This is a genomic window from Lysinibacillus sp. NPDC093712 (assembly GCF_050280025.1).
Taxonomy (GTDB): Bacteria; Bacillota; Bacilli; order Bacillales_A; family Planococcaceae; genus Lysinibacillus.
The window spans coordinates 664,835-685,415 of the sequence record NZ_JBNNUU010000001.1 but is presented as its reverse complement, the minus strand read 5'-3'; the positions used below and the strand labels follow the sequence as shown (position 1 = coordinate 685,415).

Below are 20,581 nucleotides of genomic sequence, written 5' to 3'. Positions count from 1 at the left end.
TGCAATTAACACTTTCAACAATCCAGAAGGTTGTAGTATTATTAAACCAATCTATTTACATATCAAGTCATCTGATGACCAGTTGAATCGTTTGAATAGGAAATTATCACATAAGGAGTGATGAGCATGAAAGTAACACTGTTTGCGACTTGTTTAGTCGATATGTTTCAAGGTGATGTAGGAAAAGCTGTCGTTGAAGTATTAGAGAGACTCGGCTGTGACATCGACTTTCCAGAAAATCAAATTTGCTGTGGACAGCCTGCCTACAATAGCGGCTACGTCCAAGAATCCAAAAATGCTATGAAAAAAATGATTACAGCTTTTGAACATGCAGAGTATGTCGTCTCCCCTTCTGGCTCTTGTGCCTACATGTTTAAAGAATATCCTGAAGTATTTAAAGGAGATCCTATATGGGAACCTAAAGCGCAGGCATTAGCAGATAAAACATACGAATTCACTGAATTTATTGTGGATGTTTTACAGGTTGAAGATGTAGGTGCCCATTTAGAAGGTAAGGCAACTTTTCACACTTCTTGCCATATGACTAGACTGCTTGGTGTGAAAGAAGCACCCATCAAATTATTAGGGCATGTTAAAGGCTTACAATACGTTGAGCTCCCTGGAAAAGAGCGCTGTTGCGGATTTGGTGGCACATTTTCAGTAAAAATGGGGAATATTTCTGGAGAAATGGTCAGTGAAAAAGTACAGAACGTGGAAGAAACAGAAGCAGATATTTTAATTGGTGCGGACGCTGGCTGTTTAATCAATATCGGTGGTCGTATTGAGCGACAAGGGAAACCAATTAAAGTCATGCATATTGCGGAAGTGCTAAACTGCCGATAAATTGCATTTAGAGGAGGATAATCGAATGGCAATGAAAACAAGCGATGATAAGTTTAACAAGCGAGTAACGAAAGAGCTAGAAAATACATTTATGCGCGGCGCAGTATCAAGTGCCCAAGAACGCTTTCAAACACGTCGTTTAAAACAAGCAGATGAGCTTGGGCACTGGGAAGAATGGCGTTCCCATGGTGAGGAAATTCGACAACATGTACTTGCCAACTTAGATTATTACTTATATCAACTTAGTGAAAATGTTGCAAAACGTGGTGGACATGTGTATTTCGCTAAAACTGCTGAAGAAGCAACTACCTATATCCAACAGATTGCAATAGAGAAACAAGCCAAGAAAATTGTTAAATCTAAATCAATGGTAACAGAAGAAATTAATTTAAACCCTGCTCTCGAACAACTCGGTTGTGAAGTTATTGAAACAGACCTTGGTGAATACATTTTGCAAGTTGGTGACCATGAACCACCCTCTCATATCGTCGTGCCAGCATTGCATAAAAATAAAGAACAAATTCGTGATATTTTTAAAGAAAAACAAGGCTATGACAAAACAGAAAAACCGGAAGAACTGGCACTTTATGTTCGTGAAAAACTGCGTAATGAGTACTTAACAGCAGATATTGGCATTACCGGCTGTAACTTTGCTATCGCAGAAAGTGGCTCAATTACGCTCGTTACAAATGAAGGAAATGCTGACTTAGTAACTGCTTTACCTAAAACACAAATTACAGTTATGGGAATGGAACGTATTGTTCCTACATTTGAGGAAATGGAAGTGCTTGTCAGTTTATTAACAAGAAGTGCAGTTGGTCAAAAGCTGACAAGTTATATTACAACGTTAACAGGTATAAAAGACGAGGACGATACAGATGGTCCCGAAGAATTCCATTTAGTTATCGTCGACAATGGCCGTTCGAATATTTTAGGTGGTGAATTCCAGCCTATATTGCAATGCATTCGCTGTGCAGCATGTATCAACGCTTGCCCTGTATACCGTCATGTTGGTGGCCATACGTATGGTTCGATTTACTCTGGACCAGTCGGTGTTGTACTATCACCACTGTTGGGAGGATATGATGATTTCAAAGAGTTACCATATGCTTCTACTTTATGCGGTGCTTGCACAGATGCTTGCCCTGTCAAAATCCCATTGCATCAACTGATACATCGGCACCGTCAGGTCATCGTTGAAAATGAAGGGAAGGCTCCAGTGTCTGAAAAGCTTCTCATGAAAGCGTTCGGCTTAGGTGCTTCCTCTCCTACTTTATATAAGATGGCAACGAAAATGGCATCACCAGCGATGTCACCCTTTACAAAGGACAATAAAATTTCAAACGGTCCAGGACCATTAGAGGCATGGACCGAAGCGAGGGATTTCCCTGCACCGAATAAGGAAAACTTCCGTAGCTGGTTTAACAACCGTACTAAAGGAGGGTCTGAATAATGGCCGGAAGCATTCTAAATAGAGATGCATTTTTATCTACTATCGCCAATCAACTCGGACGAGCACCAAAAACAGAATTAACTAAGCCGATTTGGCAATATCAGCCACAGGATCGTGTTTTAAAAGATGCTACAAAGGATGATTTAGTAGCCGTCTTAGAGGAGCAATGTAAAAATATTAATACAAATATGCTCATAACCAATACAGCTAGTCTTGCAGCTGATTTACAAGCAGTCGTAGATAACTATGGTGGTCGCTCGGTCATCACATGGCAAGACGAACGCTTTGATCGCTTTGGATTATCACATATGATGCATACACAATGGCCCCAAACAAATATTCAACTTTATGTATGGAATGAGACACAGCCAGAGGAAAATATCCGACAAGCAGAAAAAGCAAACATCGGTATAACAATTAGTGAGATGACATTAGCCGAATCAGGTACCGCCGTGCTATTTAGTGACAAGCATAAAGGGAGATCAGTTAGCTTTTTACCCGAAAAGTCGATTATTTTGATTCCTAAAAGTACAATTGTTCCACGAATTACCCAAGCAGCTCGATGGATTAGCAAAAAAGTTCAAAATGGTGAACATATTGCTTCCTGTATTAATTTTATTACGGGTCCAAGTAATTCCGCAGATATCGAAATGATTCCTGTCGTTGGTGTCCACGGCCCTATTAAAGCAACATATATCGTCATCGAGGATCAATAAACGTAGCACAGGCATGCACGGGAAACTATGCATGCCTGTTGCTATGATGAAATTTATATTATTGTAGGTAGAACAGGCATTATCGCAGGTAAAACTTCTACTATTCAGGATAAACCACTCGCTACTGCTCAGAAAGCCCTTGTAATCGCCAGAAAATCCCTATCTATCGCCAGGTAAACCTTCGTTATCGCCCATAAAACCTCTGTAATCGCTAGTAAACCCCCCGTAACCGGTTGAAGGAATACATCCTTTTGAATAATTAATTTGCTACTCTCTCTGCCATCGTCGTTTCATCGTAAAATTCTGGGTGTGCTTCTCTTAAGACAGCTGTGCGTAGTAATACAAGTGTCATTACAACTATAATCGCACTTGTGACAAGTAAAATACCGGTTGCTGGTAACATATCGTACAAAATACCATAAACGAGCATACCAATTGGCATCATGGACATAGCCATCGTTTCCATGAGCCCAAATACACGTCCGCGGTATTCCTCAGATATAAGCTTTTGCATAAATACGCCTAGAGGCATATTTACGCCCATTTCAAAAATTGCAAAAATGAAGTAGAGCAAAATATAAAAGACAACAATCATGGAATATGAAAAATCCGTAACTAACGGGATAACCGCAAATGCTAAGCTACTTGATAGCAACAATAAACAAAATTTAGAAAAACGAAGTGGCACTTTAATTTCGCCACGTGTTGCAAAATAGATGGAAGCTACTAGCATACCAAGCGCACCTGCCGCTTCAACAAAACCAAAATGAGTAGGTTCGACCTTGAGTAACTCGATAATCACATACGTTCCACCGACTACGATTGCTGAGAAAAATAAATTAATCCACAATGATAGCCACATCACAACTTTAATAACTTTGTGTTGCTTAATATAGCTAAAACCGCTAACAAGACCTTTCCATATCTTTTCCTTTTTAGTATTGTCCCCTCTAGTACTGTACAAATTAAAATTCATCGTTGCCTCTAAGCAAAAAGCAATCGCATAGGCAATCATATGCACAATTAAAAAAACTTCCATCGAGAAAAATCCGTACATCATCCCTCCGATTACTGGACCTCCGACGGCTGCAACGGACATTGACATTTGGTTAAATGACATTGCGCGCTGTAAACGTTCTGGATTCACGAGTGTAGCAATAGCGGAAGTAAAGGTTACACCTGAAAAGGCAGAACAGAGTGTATAAAATACTGTTGTCACATAAATCGCATTGACCGACATACCAAACAGCTCTGTATATAGTAGTAAACCTGCCATCGTCAAAATCGTCCCAGCTTGCGCTAATAATATTGTTCGTTTTTTAGAATAATTATCGGCTACATAACCAGCTAATGGTGCTACTAGTGCTCTTGGGAGTATGGAACAAATCATGTTTGTTGCAAAGCTTGTGGCAGAACCAGTCATCGCTAAAATATACAAACTAATACCAAAGGACAACACATGTGACCCTAACATTGCAATCATTTTACTCGCTGTAAACGTCCACAAATGATAGGTCGCCTTTTTATATTTTGCTGCTTCATCCATCAAAAAACCCCTCCGTATTTCAATTAAAATTAAAAGTTTAATTTTATTAAACAAAATATACCACACCCTTTGCTTTTCATGCAACAAAAAGTTTAATATAATTAAACAAACTAAAATTAATTTTAATGTCTCCCCTAGCACTCTCAGTTGTTTTAGGTAAATGTCTAGACTTTGCGAAGAATAGTTATTATTGTTAATAGTGTAGAAAGGAGGCGAGGCAGTGGACTCTTTAGGCATGAGGATTCGCAAATTACGAAAAGAACGAAAATTAACATTAGAGGCACTTGCTGCCGATCGTCTAACAAAAGGTATGCTAAGTCAAATAGAAAATGATAAAGCGAAGCCATCTATGGAAAGTTTAGATTATATTGCAGAACGTCTTGGTGTGAAAGCAAGTGAATTGCTTGAGCAAGTGACATCATCTGATATCCGTCATCTTTTGGAGCAAGTAGAAATTATGTTTGCCGAGGTAAAGTTTGGAGATGTGGACAACCATCAGCAAATCGTTGATATCATTCACCCATACATAGACGATTTACCTCTTAGCTATGAAGCTGGGCGTTTATTATATATTTATGCGAATGCGCAGTATGTGGCAGGTTTAACGACATGGGAGCCACCGCTTCAACAAGCACGTCAAATATTTAAAGAAATCAATTTGTGGAGTCATTGGTTCAAAACCTACATGCTCCAGCTTGGCATTTTATCAGAAAATCGCTTATATGACGAAGCATATCGATGTATTTTACAAGTGAAAGAGGAAGTTGCCCAAGAAAACTATCAGCTCGATTCACGTGATACGGGGAAATTGGCTTATTATATTAGTATTTTTCAGCTAGCTATTGGTGAACATGAGGCAGGTAAAAAATTAATTAACGAAACCATTGAACATGCCCATCAAAACCAACTGTTTTATCATATCGATGATTTGTACCGCATTGGTTCCTATTGCGCCATGATTGATGGTGATTTCGAGCAGGCTGACCAAATGATGATGAAGTTGGAGCAGTATCGTATTTTTGTGGAACAAGATGATGTCGACGCCTTTATATACGTCTTAAAATCCCATTATTATAATAATTATACACATGAGTATGAAAAAGCATTAGTTGAAATTGAACATTTTAATGCCCTTACAAATTCAATAAAACTAAATAAAAATTTTTATTATGCTGAAAAAGGAAAATCATTGTATTTACTTGGTCGTTATTCAGAATCACTAGCAACATTTAACCATTTTACAGAAATACCCATTTCAATTTCACACCCTTATGATTTGCTAAGTATGAATGAATGTTTCTCCTATAAAGCGCTATGCTACGCACAGTTTGGCGAGCTAACAACGGCTTACGAAATTGCCAAAAAAGCATATCTTGATTCGAAAGATTTAATTGACCTACCTTATAAGCAAAAAATTGAGGAAACGTATTTTACGATTAAAGCACAAATCGATTCTAGGCAATAGCTATTGATTTCGCTACGGCCGAACGCTTTCCGCTGGCACAACCTAGCGATCGCGCGGTTTGTTGTAGTTTACGTTCTGTGCGTTCCGCTCCAATTAACGGAGCAAGTTGGAAGAGAAATCTTATTTTATGACCTTTAAAAGGATAAAAAAAGACAAAAGCATCAAGAGTTAACTACTTGATGCTTGTCTACATGCTAAAAGGACTTGTAGAGTTTTCTACAAGTCCTTTTCGCTACGCAGATTTATGATGTGCTTTTCTTATTTCTATAATTTTTGAACCTGAAAACAATAATAAGGCTAACCAAATAATACTGAATGCCAGTAGCTCTACTTGACTGAATGGTTCTTTATAAAGTACCACGCCCAAAATTAAAACAATTGTTGGCGCTACATATTGTATAAAGCCTAATAGGTAAAGCGGAATATTTTGAGCACCTTTAGCAAATAAAACTAAAGGCACAGCTGTCACAATACCGCTCACAATCATTAATATATCTGTATGGGTATTAACATGTAAGAAAGACGCTTGGCTTGTTGAAAATAAATAGACGTAATAGCCTAACGCAAATGGGAGAATAAACATGGTTTCAATGGCTAAACCCCTTGTTGCATCAAGTGTAATTTTCTTTTTCAGTACCCCATAAATAGCGAACGTTAGGGCAATTAAAATTGCCACCCAAGGTACTGTACCATAATTTACAGTCAGTATGATAACCGCAATAAACGCAATGGCTGTAGCAACCCATTGTGCCCGACTCAATGTCTCTTTAAAGAAGAAAACACCAAAAATAACCGACAATAGTGGATTAATATAATAGCCAAGGCTTGTCTCAATCAAATGTTCATGGGTTACAGCCCAAATATATAAATACCAATTCATTGAAATGACAAAAGATGCACCTGCTAACTGCCAAAAAATCTTCTGGTGTGTCCATAAATATTTTAAATCAGCTAATAAATCTTTGCGCATACCGAAAATAATGACTGCTAGTACTGTAAAGACGAAGGACCATATTACACGCCCTAATAAAATTTCCATACTTGGCACATGCTCAAGTAGTTTCCAGTAAAGTGGGAATGCTCCCCAAATGGCATAGGCAAAAAATGCTGCCAATACCCCTTTTTTCTCATTTGACATTGTCTTTAATTCTCCTACTCTTCTTAAATCAATTACGACACTCTCGTAATTTCACAAGTTTGACGTTTATTCATAATGTGAAAGAATAGACTAATTATAGGACTTTGACCGGCAACTGTAAATGCACAATTTTACTATGAACATATTGTTTATTGCTAAAACACCTGACATTACGCTTTATTTTCACTTTCAAGCTCAGAAATATATTTTCGTACCATACTATAACTAATATCAGGATTTATTTGTCTCTTAATGCGAATATGAATTTCTTTTATGCCTACCCCCTGCTCCCGCATATCTCGAATCATCGATTTTAAAGGACCTGAGAGAGATTCCCTAGACAGGGCCGTGTATTTACTAAGCTCAATCAGCAAGTTGGTATTTTGTCGGCGGAGCTCTTTCAGCTCGTCGACGGCACAATTATACTCCGTTAGCTTTTTTTGTAACACCGCATTTTGCTGTGTCAATTTTTGCATGTCTTCTGTAAGCTTAGTATTTTGTTTTTTTAAATTTTTCCGCTCTTGCTCCAATACAATTTGCTTTTCATCTAAATCAATATGCATGGCATTATACAATTGTTCAATATGCATTAATTCTTTATAGCGACTTTGCGTTAACATCATAAGTGTTTCTGTCGTTTTGACAGCAAGTGTGCCATCTTGCATTTTTTCACATGTTAATGCCGATAGATCCATTTTGTTCGTCATTTTTTTCTCACTCCATTACTAAATTGTTCGTGTAATGGGATTGCTTTGTTTAACATCCTTCAGCTTCCTTTTATATGATAATCATTCTCATTTATCTTATCATAATGAGAAAAGCACATTTTGTCAAAATAAAAAACTCCCTGTGTACAATACAAGGAGCCCTTAGCATTATATTACCTAATAACCTTCGTTGGATAAACGCATCACTTTCTTTCATTAATTAATAATTTCTGAATCTGCTTTTTCATATTTCCGGAACTCAATCCGCCGTGGTAACAAACAACAGATTCAATATCTAAGTCTAAATAATTCTTTAAAGATTGTTGTGCAACCTTTATATCTAATGTCGTTGGAACATGAATTCCCTTCAATATTCCGTTCTCACTATACATCGAATCTCCAGCAACAAGCGTTTTACTTTGTTGCAAGTATAGGCTGACATGACCCGGCGTATGACCTGGCGTATGGATAACACGAATGCCTCCGCAATATGGCAAATCTTGCCCATCAAACAAAGTATCATCCACTTTTCCCTTAGGTGGATTTTCTATATGCCCGTCTTTCAAAAGAGGCAAATCCCCTTCGATATAAGGCTTATCTAGTACGTGCGCATAAACTTTAATATTACTTCCATAAACCTGCAATATTTCAGGGAGACTGCCAATATGATCGATATCCTGATGCGTTAAAATGACAACCTTTAGTTTATCGAACGACACCCCTACCTTCTCCATTGCTCCATGCAAATCTTCAAATTGTCCCGGGAATCCAGTATCTATTAACACAGCCATTTCCTGATCCCATAAAAGAGTTGGATAAATGATAATCCCATTAAAATCAAGCTCCAAAATCTCTACACCATTAGAAATTTCCATTTTTCATACTCCTTTATCAATATATTTTCCGATGTAAAAAATTGTTTTCTCATACAAGAAGATTAAGGTCAATTTTTAACATCCTTAAGAACAGTTCCCTTCCGCCAAAACAATGACCGCAATGTTTCAAAATTAACTAAAATCGTTCCTACAATAATCGTCACAGTACCTATTCCTGTTAGCCAAGAAACATATTCATGATAAAAAAGGACACCTAGTATAACCGCAATTAATGGTGAGATATAAAGCCATGTAGAAGGAAAAATAGGATTTGTCCGTGAGACAAGCCAATAATACATGCTATGTCCAATCATTGACCCAACAATCGTTAAATAAAGAAGAGAGCCAATTGAAGCTGAGCTGACAAGATTATCAAGATGTATGTTCTCAGTAAATAACGATAAAATAATTAATAAAATCCCGCCATGCATCATTTGCGCTGCATTTAAAGCAATCGGTGATGTCTTATCATATTTTTGAACGACATGCTTCGTATAAATCGTTCCCGCTGCATAAAAAACTTCACCGACTATAATGGCAAAACAACCGACCATCCAGAAATGGCTTATCTCAATTGAAAAACTAGGTAAAATCAAAAACGTGACACCGATGACGCCGATGATACAACCAATGAATGAGTTCCGACTGCCTTTTTGCTTTAAAATGAACGACTGAATAATGATAATCATCATCGGCCCTGTAGCAGATAAAACAGCTGCAATGCCTGATGTCACATACTGTTCTGCCCAGTATAATGCGGCAAACGTGCCAAAAGTTAAACATCCCCCTGTTATAAACATCTCTTTTCGAAAAAACAACCGAATTGTCGCTTTTTCTCTCCAAACCATAAAACTAAACAGCAGCAAACCAGCAAGAAAAAAACGAAGTCCAGCTGATAGAAATGGCGCAACGCCTGCATCCACACCAATTTTAATCGCTAAAAATGTCGTGCCAAAAATTAAACACATAAAGATATAATTAACTATAACCATGTAAAACTCCTCCTCTTTTTCAATCATAAAAGAAAGAACATAGAACAGATTGAAAAAGATAGAACAGATTCAATTAGGTCATGGTACAATCGTTTTGAATAGGAGGAATCGATGTGAGCAAAGCGTTACAAAATGAAGATTATCTATTTAAAAAAGTATATGATTATGTACTACACCGAATAGAACGTAAAGAATGGAAAGAGCATGAAAAGATTCCCTCCGTCCGGCAATTAGCATCTGAAATGAATATTCATCGATTAACCGTATTAAAGGCTTATCGTTTACTGAAACAACACGACAAAGTTTATGTAAAAGATAAAGTAGGGTATTTTGTCCAATCTAATTTAACAAAAAATTCCGAACTCTCATATCAGAACAATCCAATCATTTCTGCATATGTACAAAAAAATCATTTATCTGAAATCCATCAATCACCTGTTTCCTATAACTTTTCTCAGGCGTTAATTGATCCAAATCTTTTGCCTAATCATTACTTTTCAGATTACGTGAAGAAAGTGTTTGACCTTTATCCCAAAGTACTTGCTACCTACTCCACTGTGCAAGGTGACTTAGAGCTACGTGAAACACTAACACAATATTTTATTAACCAGTATAAAACGCATCTCCATGCTGATAATCTATTAATTACTTCTGGCTCACAGCAAGCGATTCACATAATCGCTCAAACGTTTATTAAGCCAAGAGACATCGTTTTATTTGAACGGCCAAGCTATAGTGCGGCGATTGATATTTTCAGAGCACAAGGAGCACACATTGTAACGGTTGATATCCATCCAGAGGGGTACAATTTAAATCAAGTTGAATACTATATGAAACAATACAAACCACGCCTATTTTATGTCAACCCAACATTCCATAACCCGACTGGTTATACTGTTTCTGTCGAGCAACGTAAAAGACTAGTAGAATTAGCAGAACAATATCGATGTCTATTAATTGAGGACGATGCCTATCACGACATATATTTTGATGATGCTCCGCCTCCCCCCCTCTACACATTTGATACTGCGGGAACAGTCATATATATCCGAAGCTTTTGCAAATACATTTCACCAGGTTTGAGAATTGCGACCGTTATTTGTCAACCATCATTAATGAACTTACTATTAACAGAAAAATCGTTAGCTGATAATGGCTCTCCACTTCTCAATCAAAAAATTTTTCTCCATTACTTTTCATCACTAAGGTTACAACAGCACTTAGAGAAAATTCGGATCGCCCTACAAATACGAAAAGAAATTATGGAGGAAGAGCTAGCAGTAACAGGTTGGCAATGGGTCAGTCCAAATGGTGGTCTGAATTTATGGGTGCAGCTCCCTAATCAACTTTCAACTGAATTATTATTATCGAAAAGTATCGAACAATCGATATCCTTTGTGCCAGGTCAAATATGCGATCCATTAAAACAACAATCTTCTTGGATACGTTTAAGTTATTCTTATGCAAATGAAAAGCAAATAAGAGAAGGGATAAAAAGCTTGGTTGTAGTGGCGCAGTCGCTTGCTACGTATGGTGCATGATGCACTCTGTTTTGGTACTCCCACTGCATTTTTCAAAACCTTTCATCACTGTAACTATCTTATGTTTGGTTCTAAGCAAATTGTTGCTAAAATAAAAAAGCTCAAATAACTTCAGGAGTTATTTGAGCTTCATCTATTTTTCATTCGATTCCTTTTATCGACGCTTGAATATCTTCGAACGTTAAGTTTATTAACTCCATTATATCTTCATTGCTATTCCCTTTTTACTATCATCTTTCTCGCATTGCTTTTATACCTTTTTAAATGTCTTTTTCAATCCCAGCTTGTTCTGTATAGTATTTAGCATCTTCGATTGTCGGCACTTCATCATGATGTATTTAACTCGTGATTGGTAAGAATGTATTACGTATGCAAAAGCTCTAGCTCATTGTTCAAGAAACTTCCTCAAACTGACTATTGTAAAGGTCTGCATAAAAGTCGCCTTTTGTTAATAGTTCCTGATGATTACCTGTTTCAATAATATCGCCGTCTTTCATTACGAGAATTAAATCAGCATTCTTGATAGTTGACAAGCGATGTGCAATCACAAAGGATGTTTTACCAACGGTTAATCGGTCCATTGCTTGTTGAATCAATAAATCCGTACGAGTATCAACTGAGCTGGTTGCTTCATCCAAAATCAAAAGTGGCGCATTGTCAATCATTGCGCGGGCAATGGTAATTAATTGCTTTTGACCCGCTGACAGATTGGCTTTGTCATTTAACACGGTATTATATCCATGAGGTAATGTTTGAATAAAGTGGTGCAGTCCCACCGCTTTACAAGCAGCCTCCACTTCATGATCCGTGACGTTTTCTTTTGAAAATACAATGTTTTCACGAATCGTTCCTTCGAAGAGCCATGTATCCTGCAGCACCATACAGAACAAATCATGGACATTTTCACGTGTTAACTGATTTATTGGTGTGCCATCAATACAGATTTCTCCACTGTTCAAATCGTAGAATCGCATCAGTAAATTGACGATTGTGGTTTTACCTGCACCAGTTGGACCGACAATCGCAATTTTTTGGCCTGCCTTTGCTTTTGCATTGAAGTTTTTAATAATTATCCGATCTTCATTATAGCCAAATTGGACATTTTTAAATTCCACATCCCCTTTCACATCTTGAACTTTCAACGTTGTTTCACTTTCATCTTCTAATTCTTCTTCTGCTAAAAATTCAAAGATTCGTTCACTTGCAGCAGCAGTTGATTGTAAATTAGTTGCTGCTTGCGCTAATTGTGAAAGTGGCTGTGTAAACAGACGAATATATACCATAAAAGCAACAATGGTACCGATACTAATCATATCGTTTGTCACAAGTACAGCACCAACTACACAGATGGCCACATAGCCAAAATTCCCAATAAACTGCATCACAGGCATCATTAAGCCTGACATAAACTGGGCTTTCCATGCGTTTTCGTAAAGTCTTTTATTAATGCCGTGAAAAGCTTCTTTCGCATCTTTTTCACCGTTATAAACCTTCACCACATTGTGACCTGCATAAATTTCTTCAATTTGTCCGTTGATAAGACCGAGTTCTTTTTGCTGAGCGACAAAGTACTTTTGTGAATGCTTCATAATCATTGTCATTAACATAAACCCAATCATCGTTGCGATAATACCTGTTATAGCCATAATCCAATTCGTATAAAACATCATAATAATTGCGCCAATAAAAGTCGCAATAGAGCTGACTAACATTCCGAGGCTATTATTTAATGTTTGACCTATCGTATCGACGTCGTTTGTTACACGGCTTAAGACATTGCCGTAGCTCGTATTATCAAAATACTTTAAAGGAACTTTGTTAATTTTCGACGCAATATTAGTGCGCATTTTTTTTGTAATTCGTTGTGTGACTGTTGCCATCATAAACCCTTGGATGTAGTTAAATAAAAGGCCAGATCCATATAGTAACGCCAATATCAATCCGACTCTTTTAACAGCATCCAAATCAATTTCTGTCATCATGCCTTTTTGAATGATGTCAGTAATTTTACTTAACTGATCCGGACCAATGACATTTAAGGCTGCGCCGACAAATGCTAACACTAAGGCAATGAAGATTACTGGCATATAGCTACTGCAGTATGCCACAAGCTTTTTCATCGTTGGTCCAAAATTATTCGCTTTTTCACCTGGCCCCATCCCATGTCGTCCAGGTCCAGGTCCACGTGAAGGCTGAGACTTTTGATTATGCTCCCCAATGGTGTATTCTTGTTTAGTCATGTGCTAGTTCCTCCTTCGAAAGCTGTGAATAAGCGATTTCCTGATAGGTCTTACAGTTTTCAAGTAATTCCTCATGAGTACCATTTCCGACTACTTTTCCTTCTTCCAGCACAATGATTCGGTCCGCGTTTTTAATTGTGCCAATTCTCTGCGCTACAATTAGGGTAGTGGCATCATTCGTACCTTTTTTAAGTGCCGAGCGTAAGGTGTGATCGGTTTTATAGTCAAGAGCTGAAAAGGAATCATCGAATATATAGATTTCCGGTTGGCGATAAATGGCACGTGCAATTGACAGTCTTTGCTTTTGTCCACCTGATACGTTCCCGCCCCCCTGCGAAATATGTCCTTCATATTGTCCTTCCATTTTTTCAACAAATTCCTTACCTTGGGCAATCTCAACCGCATGTTTAATCATATCGTCCGCAGATTTCTTTTTGCCATTATCGCCATATCCTACGTTAGATGCTATCGTACCGCTAAATAAAATTGCGCGCTGCGGTACATATCCAATTTTGTTATGAAGAGCTTCTTGTGTATAGTTTTTTACATTGACACCATCGATCAGCACGTCCCCATCAGTAACATCATAGAATCGGGGAATTAAGTTGATCACACTTGTTTTTCCGCTTCCAGTTGAGCCTATGAAAGCAACCGTTTCCCCTTTTTGGGCTTTAAAAGTTATATTCTGCAAAATCGGTGCCTCAGCATCAGGATATTTAAAGCTTACATTTCGGAATTCTACTTCTCCGACAATGCCACTTTGACCTTCTGTTATATTTCCATCAATAATTTTTGACTCTGTTTCTAATACTTCCAGCACTCGTTTAGCAGATACCGCGGCACGAGGCATCATAATAAAGATCATACTAACCATCATAAACGCCATGACTACCTGTACGGCGTAAGATGAGAAAACTACCATATTAGAAAAAACGCTAATGCGATCAGGTAATTCTGCTCCATTAATTAAGTGAGCACCAATCCAATAGATGGATACACTTAAACCCGACATAATAAAAGTCATTCCTGGACTAAAAATGGCTAATAATCGATTGGCAAAAAGATTCGTTTTCGTTAAGTCATCATTGGCCTTTTCAAATTTTCCTTCTTGATATTTTTCAGAATTGTAGGCACGAACAACACGAAGCCCAGTTAAATTTTCCCGAGTGACACGATTCAAATTATCAGTCAAGCGTTGGATGCTTTGAAATTTTGGCATGACGAAAATAATAACAGTCACAAGCATAATAATTAAGGCTCCAACAGCCCCACCTGTTGCCGCAGTCCACTCCCAACTTTTCCCTGAAATTTTAATAACTGCCCAAACAGCTAAAATAGGAGCTTTAATGACTAACTGCAGACCCATCGCTACAATAAGTTGAATTTGAGTAATATCATTTGTTGAACGTGTAATTAAACTGGCTATTGAAAATCCATTAATTTCCTCCATCGAAAATGATAATGTTTTATTAAATACCATGCCACGAAGGCGCATTGACAATCCAGCTGCAACTTTTGCAGCAAAAAAACCAACGATAATGGCAGCTATCATACTCCCAATTGCACATAGCAACATATAAATACCTGGAACCAACAGCTCCGAAGTACCCGTTCCTTTTGTTTGGATCAATGTCGTAATTTCAGCCATATAATCTGGCAGCTTTAAATCAAGCCATACTTGCGTGACGATGAAGGCAATACTAACTAGTACGAGTAGCCATTCATTCCTTTTTAAATATTTGAAGATTTTTAACATAATTTCTCCCCTTTTAATCGAGTCACTTGCGGCCCGAATTTTACTTTGATGGCTGTTGAAACATAACTTACTATGCTTTCATTTTATTTATCTTATAGTGTAAGGAATTCAAGAAAAATAGATGGAGTTCCACTGGAGCTCCATTGCATTTATATTTAGGTCATGACCTTTTTTACAAGGCGTACAAATTCAATTGCCTCTTCCTCATCTAGCTTCTGAAGTGCCTTCATCATTCTTTCAATTCCATGTCGATGTTTTTCAAGCACCAGTTTTCTTCCTGTTTCCGTAATCAATACATTCACCCTGCGTTTATCTGATAAATCTGTTTGGCGTATAATGAATCCTTTTTTTTCGAGACCTTTTAGGGCTGTTGCCACCCTGCCAGTACTAACAGATAAACTTTCGCTTAAATCTCCAGAGGTAACTCTGTCACTATAAAAATGTAAATAAACAAGAATACCCATTTCCCCTCGCGTAAATTCCTGCGGTTCTTGCATCGGTATTTTAGGACATCTCGCCATAAATTCAAATAAATCCTCTGCTAACTTTTTATAGTCTATGATGAACACCTCCCAATTTACCTTACGCTATAAGATAATAATCTGTGCATGAAGGAATGTCAAGAAGAAGGCCCGCCAAGAGGTTTGTTTATGGGGATTTTTTTGTCGTCCTCTTACATGGGGGAGCAAATTCCTTACTGCTAAATCTCGACTCCATTCTTCCAAGCTTTAAAGATTACAATACTTTATAGATATCTTCATAGATTACGTTTAATCAGATTATCACTAATAAAGAAAACGCTAACATAAACAAATGACATCAATGTGTAAATAAAAATAATTCTATATCCCATTCTGTTATCAGTAAAAGCACACAAACACAAATTAATCCACAAGCAAAATGTTCTATATAAGCAAAGAAAATATGTTTCGTTCGTAATTCAATCACGATGGAAGCCAAAATGCCAAAAGTGAATAGTATTGGAACTGGAATTATACTTACACCAAGCCCGATTGCGAAATAAGAGTTCTTAAAATCGTTAAAGAAAATAGGTACGATAAAGTAACATACGACCGCTGTTACAAAAGCCGCAAGCAATTTTCTGTTTAACATATTTTCACTCCTTCACTCACTTCTCGTATTGCATTTTTCTAAAGCATTAAGCATTAATTAATCCAAATCTTTTGCCTAATCATTACTTATAAGATTACTGCAGAAAGTGTTTGTCTTATTCAAAAATACTTGCAAGCTACTCAATTGTGCAATTTTGACGTGATTAATATACAATAATAGATTCTGTATCATGATTAAGTACTTTCCACCCTTGAAATACTTCATGTAAGCGTATGTCTTTCATCGCTAATTCCTCCAATACTTTATTGTTATCTTCAATTGCATCAGCTATAAAAGAGAAATCAAACTTCCCTTCTTCCAAAGTAATAGCGTAATCAGTCCAATTTTTTAAGTCTTTGCAATTATTACGTATATTCCAGGTATTTTCTAAAGTCCGTGATTAATATATCCAACACAAATCATTTCAAAAGTATTTCACTCTAACTTCTTCATATCGCATTTCTCTTATTAGTTAATCAATAATTTAAAGCCCATATTTTTTAAATTTTTTTGAACATTTTATATTCTGAATTTTAAATTTTTATACTTTTTTTTATAATTAAATATGTACATATAATTATCGGGAAAATTATATTATTTCAATGTTGAAGAAATACTTATATTAATAAAAATCCTAATAATTTTATGTTGAAAGGTATATGAAATTGTCTGACTTCAGAAGAAATATCTCCTAATTAAAAAATCTACAGGTATCTATTAGAAATTTTATTTTCCCTGTTTATTATAAGTACAAATATTAGATATTATTTTTATAGGAGTGATGTTTATGGCAAGTTGGTCAACTAGTATCAATAATGCTTTTAAAAAAACGGTAAGTGATCAAATTTGGCCAGTTTTTACTGTAGGTGCTGCTATAACAGGTGCTAAGGATGGTTATAAAGTCGGTGTTGAAGCCTATAATACGAACAAAGGAAATGCACATAAAGCTGCTGTCGGAGTAGGTGCTTCACAAGCAAAACAATCTGTTATTAAAGCTGCTATATCAACTGCTGCTAAAACAACTGGGGTAGGTGCTGCAATTTCTTTTGGTACAAATTTCGTATATCGCTTAGGACAAGAGAGAGGCGCATGGTAAATAGAAAATTTCAAGTTAATCTATCTCCTTTTGTTAAAAAGCTAGAAATGAAATATTTAGAAGAGGATAAATTAACCAATGTTCCATTTTATTACAACAGCGTTTCTTGTCAGTGGGAAATCGATAATTTAGTATTAATTCAAAATTGTTTGTATTACTTTTGTTTAAATGATTCTAACTATTTTTTAGATCCTTTAAATCAAAATATTTATATAGATAAAAACACAATGATATATTCGGTTTATAATCAGCACCTAATTAATACAGAAGTATTTGAGGATTTTATATCGTCTGTTCAATCTTTTAAAATTCAAAATTCTAATCTGGACACTTATTTGTTTACTAAAAATTTCTTTTTAACAGATGAGGTAGTTGGTCTTTTAGTGAATATTAATAGAACAATTACTGACACAATTAAGAATAGTATTATCGTAACTTTTGATTTCTTGTATAGCTCTAATTGAAAAATTCTGATAAAAATACAATAAAAGGAGGATGTAATGTGAAAGATTACATCATAATAATTATTTCTATCCTTCTATTATTTACTATATTTTTTATCGTTCAAAGAACTTATACTATTCCATCAAACGTCAGTGCAATAACTGCTAGTATTCAACAACATTTAGAGGAAGAGATTTCATCGATTAAAGAGTATGTCATCTCACAATCAAATTCAAAGATTGTTATTTTTGAGTATGGTAATAACATGGGATATGCCGTTTTCAAAGAGAATTATTTTAATAAAAAATTAAAAATTATATTTGTAAAAACGAATATTTTAGAAAAGAATATCAATATCATTCATACTAATCGTGGTAACTATATTCTTTTAAGTGGCAACTATCATGAGAAAATCGATTATATAGTTGTAAAAGAAGGCAATACTAATCATTTATTTGAGGTTACACTTATTAACGAAAACATTGGTAATTTATATATCACACTCGAAACTATTCCTCGAAAGTTAACTGACACGATGCTAGATGATTTAACGCTTTACAATGAGGATAATAAGCAAGTTCATTAGAATATCTGCCAATATCTTCAACTACCTAAAGGGCCTTTACTTTTAGAAAATAATAACTAAGATTACCAGTTTCTCTGAATAAATCTGCATGAAAATTCTTACAATTCAATAGATTACAAGAAGTACCTTCTCAATGTCACCAGTGTAGTTACCGCTAGAAGCCATTTTTACAGATTTCATATTAAGTTCTCCAAACTCGTCATTAATCCTACATAATCTTTCAAATTAGCGATCACTGTTCGTTTTCATCTTTTGTAATTAGAAATAGCCATGAACATCACAATACGATAAAAGAGCAACCGAACTATTAATACGAATTGCTCTTTATCGTATTGATCGACTTAATTTTCTGCATCTACCATATGTGACGCGAAATTTTCGTTATGGATTCCTTCATGAACGGGAATGAAGATGCTTACTTGCTTAGTAGGTTCGACATCGTCATTGGCAACGGAGTGAACGACCCCTTTGGGAACTAGGAACGTGTCACCTTCTTTATAGCTTTTCCATTCGCCATTTTGCAGGAGTTTTACTTTACCTTTCGTAATATGAATTACTTCAGCTACGTCGTGATAATGGGGTAATACGGCTCCGCCTACCTCGATGCGTTCTCTTAAAACCGTGCTGACACTTACGCCCAACTCATCCGCCTCTTCGGCACTTAGGAGCTCGCGGTGATGGGCTTACGTGTAATACCATTCCCACTAGTCATTCCCTAGAGAGCAATCGCCCTACCCTTTTAAACGACCTATATCATACTTGACAACTTGGTTTAATCAACGTATTATCATTTTCATACATTTAGATAGAGGTGATCTTGTGAGTTTTCAAAATCAAGTAGAACAATTACATACACTTTTCGATGAAATTGTAGCAAATCGTCGTTATATGCATATGCACCCTGAATTATCATTCGAGGAAGAAAAAACATCCCATTTTATTGCAAATACATTAAAAACATATGGTATCCCATTCCGCGAACGCGTTGGCAAAAATGGCATCGTCGCTAGCATCGATGGCGCTTTACCTGGAAAAACACTCGCGTTCCGTGCCGATTTCGATGCCCTGCCAATCAATGATGAAAAAGACGTGCCCTATAAATCGACAGTACCTGGCGTTATGCACGCTTGTGGTCATGATGGACATACTGCTGCACTACTTGCATTTGCAAAAATTGTACATCAAAATAAAGATCAATTAACAGGCTCTATCCGTTTAATTTTCCAACCTGCAGAAGAAAAACCACCAGGGGGAGCAAAATTTATGATTGAGGATGGCGCACTTGATGGTGTTGATTATGTATTTGGAGCACATTTAGCTTCCGATTTACCTTTAGGAAAACTTTCGACTGCTGCTGGTCCTATTATGGCCTCTGTTGATGCCTTTACGATTAAATTATTCGGTAAAGGTGGACATGGAGCTTACCCACATACGACGAAGGATTCAATCATTGCAGCGACTCAGCTTATTCAAAATTTCCAGCAAATCGTTAGCCGCCGAGTAAATCCAACTGAGGCAGCAGTTGTAACAGTTGGTAGTTTACACGCAGGAAATGCCTTTAATGTTATTGCAGACACTGCTACATTAGAAGGTACTGTTCGTACATTAAATCAAAATGTACGTAATCAAATTGAAAAAGAAATTTTCGCTATTTTAGATGGCTTAAAAGTTTCAAATTATGTTGACTATGAAATCGATTATTTAAAAGGCTATCCTGTTTTAATTAATACAGAAAAGGAGTCTGTTATTGTTGAACAATTAATTAAAGAACAATTCACAGAAGAAGCTTTCGAAATTAAAACTGCAGTCTTGGGTGCCGAAGATTTTGCCTATTACTTACAACATGTACCAGGAAACTTTATTCACGTTGGCTCTGCCAATGATCATGCAAATACACAATTCCCTCACCACCATCCGAAATTTGATTTTGATGAGCGTGCATTGCTAAACATTGCAACAATTTTCTTAAAAATTATTGATTATTACGGTAAAGTCGAATAAATAAAACGGATTTGGAAAACGTGTAATTTTCCAAATCCATTTTTGTCTTTCGTATAATTTCAATTGCTA

At 36.4% G+C, this 20,581-nt stretch carries 20 protein-coding genes; 9 read left to right on the top strand and 11 right to left on the bottom strand.

All coding sequences use genetic code 11. From position 1 onward, the window contains the following. Positions 1–126: 126 nt before the first annotated feature. The 3 genes from ACQKNX_RS03480 to ACQKNX_RS03470 are packed head-to-tail and all read left to right on the top strand — an operon-like array spanning position 127 to position 3,012. Positions 127–843 (top strand): (Fe-S)-binding protein, encoded by a 717-nt coding sequence (locus tag ACQKNX_RS03480; protein ID WP_427427588.1) that lies wholly within the window; start codon positions 127–129, stop codon positions 841–843. Positions 844–868: 25 nt separating this feature from the next. Next, positions 869–2,296: a LutB/LldF family L-lactate oxidation iron-sulfur protein gene (locus ACQKNX_RS03475; RefSeq protein WP_427427587.1), complete on the top strand. Its 1,428-nt coding sequence runs from the start codon at positions 869–871 to the stop codon at positions 2,294–2,296. After that, positions 2,296–3,012, top strand: a complete 717-nt coding sequence (locus tag ACQKNX_RS03470; RefSeq protein ID WP_427427586.1) for a LutC/YkgG family protein — start codon at positions 2,296–2,298, stop codon at positions 3,010–3,012. The genes ACQKNX_RS03475 and ACQKNX_RS03470 overlap by 1 nt, the downstream gene beginning before the upstream one ends. A 259-nt stretch (positions 3,013–3,271) precedes the next feature. On the opposite strand, the gene ACQKNX_RS03465 is transcribed toward ACQKNX_RS03470, so the two are convergent. Further along, the gene (locus ACQKNX_RS03465) at positions 3,272–4,558 is read right to left on the bottom strand and encodes an MFS transporter (RefSeq protein ID WP_427427585.1); all 1,287 of its coding nucleotides are present in this window, start codon (positions 4,556–4,558) and stop codon (positions 3,272–3,274) included. 220 nt (positions 4,559–4,778) lie between these two features. Here ACQKNX_RS03465 and ACQKNX_RS03460 point away from each other — a divergent pair, with 220 nt between their 5' ends. Next, positions 4,779–6,023, top strand: a complete 1,245-nt coding sequence (locus tag ACQKNX_RS03460; protein WP_427427584.1) for a helix-turn-helix domain-containing protein — start codon at positions 4,779–4,781, stop codon at positions 6,021–6,023. Between the two features lie 232 nt (positions 6,024–6,255). Here the strand turns inward: ACQKNX_RS03460 and rarD are convergent, their stop codons facing one another. The 4 genes from rarD to ACQKNX_RS03440 all read right to left on the bottom strand — a co-directional run bounded on the left by rarD (position 6,256) and on the right by ACQKNX_RS03440 (position 9,735). Beyond that, complete coding sequence (gene rarD, locus ACQKNX_RS03455; RefSeq protein ID WP_427427583.1) at positions 6,256–7,161, bottom strand: EamA family transporter RarD; 906 nt, start codon at positions 7,159–7,161, stop codon at positions 6,256–6,258. 170 nt (positions 7,162–7,331) lie between these two features. After that, on the bottom strand, positions 7,332–7,868 hold the full coding sequence (locus ACQKNX_RS03450; protein WP_427427582.1) for a hypothetical protein: 537 nt from the start codon (positions 7,866–7,868) through the stop codon (positions 7,332–7,334). Between the two features lie 203 nt (positions 7,869–8,071). Then, on the bottom strand, positions 8,072–8,743 hold the full coding sequence (locus ACQKNX_RS03445) for an MBL fold metallo-hydrolase (RefSeq protein ID WP_427427581.1): 672 nt from the start codon (positions 8,741–8,743) through the stop codon (positions 8,072–8,074). A gap of 68 nt (positions 8,744–8,811) precedes the next feature. Continuing rightward, a complete protein-coding gene (locus tag ACQKNX_RS03440; protein WP_427427580.1) occupies positions 8,812–9,735 on the bottom strand; it encodes a DMT family transporter in 924 nt (307 codons plus the stop codon). Positions 9,736–9,848: 113 nt separating this feature from the next. On the opposite strand from ACQKNX_RS03440, the gene ACQKNX_RS03435 reads away from it, so the two are divergent. After that, a complete protein-coding gene (locus ACQKNX_RS03435) occupies positions 9,849–11,276 on the top strand; it encodes a PLP-dependent aminotransferase family protein (RefSeq protein WP_427427579.1) in 1,428 nt (475 codons plus the stop codon). Positions 11,277–11,668: 392 nt separating this feature from the next. Here ACQKNX_RS03435 and ACQKNX_RS03430 read toward each other — a convergent pair whose 3' ends face one another. From ACQKNX_RS03430 to ACQKNX_RS03410, 5 genes are all read right to left on the bottom strand, one after another. Further along, a complete protein-coding gene (locus ACQKNX_RS03430; protein ID WP_427427578.1) occupies positions 11,669–13,516 on the bottom strand; it encodes an ABC transporter ATP-binding protein in 1,848 nt (615 codons plus the stop codon). Further along, a complete protein-coding gene (locus ACQKNX_RS03425) occupies positions 13,509–15,272 on the bottom strand; it encodes an ABC transporter ATP-binding protein (RefSeq protein ID WP_427427577.1) in 1,764 nt (587 codons plus the stop codon). Before ACQKNX_RS03425 ends, ACQKNX_RS03430 begins: the two co-directional genes overlap by 8 nt. 155 nt (positions 15,273–15,427) lie before the next feature. Next, positions 15,428–15,841: a MarR family winged helix-turn-helix transcriptional regulator gene (locus tag ACQKNX_RS03420; RefSeq protein WP_427427576.1), complete on the bottom strand. Its 414-nt coding sequence runs from the start codon at positions 15,839–15,841 to the stop codon at positions 15,428–15,430. Positions 15,842–16,091: 250 nt separating this feature from the next. Next, positions 16,092–16,385, bottom strand: a complete 294-nt coding sequence (locus ACQKNX_RS03415) for a hypothetical protein (RefSeq protein WP_427427575.1) — start codon at positions 16,383–16,385, stop codon at positions 16,092–16,094. Positions 16,386–16,548: 163 nt separating this feature from the next. Next, positions 16,549–16,707, bottom strand: coding sequence for a hypothetical protein (locus ACQKNX_RS03410; protein WP_427427574.1), 159 nt, complete (start codon positions 16,705–16,707; stop codon positions 16,549–16,551). A gap of 465 nt (positions 16,708–17,172) precedes the next feature. On the opposite strand from ACQKNX_RS03410, the gene ACQKNX_RS03405 reads away from it, so the two are divergent. Genes ACQKNX_RS03405 through ACQKNX_RS03395 form a run of 3 tightly spaced genes read left to right on the top strand, consistent with a single transcriptional unit; the run spans position 17,173 to position 18,511 of the window. Next, complete coding sequence (locus tag ACQKNX_RS03405) at positions 17,173–17,481, top strand: hypothetical protein (protein ID WP_427427573.1); 309 nt, start codon at positions 17,173–17,175, stop codon at positions 17,479–17,481. Continuing rightward, the gene (locus ACQKNX_RS03400; RefSeq protein WP_427427572.1) at positions 17,475–17,945 is read left to right on the top strand and encodes a hypothetical protein; all 471 of its coding nucleotides are present in this window, start codon (positions 17,475–17,477) and stop codon (positions 17,943–17,945) included. Before ACQKNX_RS03405 ends, ACQKNX_RS03400 begins: the two co-directional genes overlap by 7 nt. A gap of 38 nt (positions 17,946–17,983) precedes the next feature. Then, entirely contained in the window at positions 17,984–18,511 is a 528-nt protein-coding gene (locus tag ACQKNX_RS03395; RefSeq protein WP_427427571.1) for a hypothetical protein, read from the top strand. A 341-nt stretch (positions 18,512–18,852) separates the two neighbouring features. Here the strand turns inward: ACQKNX_RS03395 and ACQKNX_RS03390 are convergent, their stop codons facing one another. After that, entirely contained in the window at positions 18,853–19,152 is a 300-nt protein-coding gene (locus ACQKNX_RS03390; protein WP_427427570.1) for a cupin domain-containing protein, read from the bottom strand. 178 nt (positions 19,153–19,330) lie between these two features. On the opposite strand from ACQKNX_RS03390, the gene ACQKNX_RS03385 reads away from it, so the two are divergent. Next, positions 19,331–20,512 carry a M20 metallopeptidase family protein gene (locus tag ACQKNX_RS03385; protein WP_427427569.1) on the top strand — a complete coding sequence of 394 codons (1,182 nt, stop codon included), beginning with the start codon at positions 19,331–19,333 and terminating at the stop codon, positions 20,510–20,512. Positions 20,513–20,581 lie beyond the last annotated feature (69 nt).

Excerpts from the sequence above, each read along its gene's own strand:
- ACQKNX_RS03415 (WP_427427575.1), bottom strand. The coding sequence starts at position 16,385 with ATGTTAAACAGAAAATTGCTTGCGGCTTTTGTAACAGCGGTCGTATGT.
- ACQKNX_RS03450 (WP_427427582.1), bottom strand. The coding sequence starts at position 7,868 with ATGACGAACAAAATGGATCTATCGGCATTAACATGTGAAAAAATGCAA.
- ACQKNX_RS03405 (WP_427427573.1), top strand. The coding sequence starts at position 17,173 with ATGGCAAGTTGGTCAACTAGTATCAATAATGCTTTTAAAAAAACGGTA.
- ACQKNX_RS03475 (WP_427427587.1), top strand. The coding sequence starts at position 869 with ATGGCAATGAAAACAAGCGATGATAAGTTTAACAAGCGAGTAACGAAA.
- ACQKNX_RS03425 (WP_427427577.1), bottom strand. The coding sequence starts at position 15,272 with ATGTTAAAAATCTTCAAATATTTAAAAAGGAATGAATGGCTACTCGTA.
- ACQKNX_RS03445 (WP_427427581.1), bottom strand. The coding sequence starts at position 8,743 with ATGGAAATTTCTAATGGTGTAGAGATTTTGGAGCTTGATTTTAATGGG.
- ACQKNX_RS03470 (WP_427427586.1), top strand. The coding sequence starts at position 2,296 with ATGGCCGGAAGCATTCTAAATAGAGATGCATTTTTATCTACTATCGCC.
- ACQKNX_RS03480 (WP_427427588.1), top strand. The coding sequence starts at position 127 with ATGAAAGTAACACTGTTTGCGACTTGTTTAGTCGATATGTTTCAAGGT.
- ACQKNX_RS03430 (WP_427427578.1), bottom strand. The coding sequence starts at position 13,516 with ATGACTAAACAAGAATACACCATTGGGGAGCATAATCAAAAGTCTCAG.
- ACQKNX_RS03465 (WP_427427585.1), bottom strand. The coding sequence starts at position 4,558 with ATGGATGAAGCAGCAAAATATAAAAAGGCGACCTATCATTTGTGGACG.
- rarD (WP_427427583.1), bottom strand. The coding sequence starts at position 7,161 with ATGTCAAATGAGAAAAAAGGGGTATTGGCAGCATTTTTTGCCTATGCC.
- ACQKNX_RS03400 (WP_427427572.1), top strand. The coding sequence starts at position 17,475 with ATGGTAAATAGAAAATTTCAAGTTAATCTATCTCCTTTTGTTAAAAAG.
- ACQKNX_RS03440 (WP_427427580.1), bottom strand. The coding sequence starts at position 9,735 with ATGGTTATAGTTAATTATATCTTTATGTGTTTAATTTTTGGCACGACA.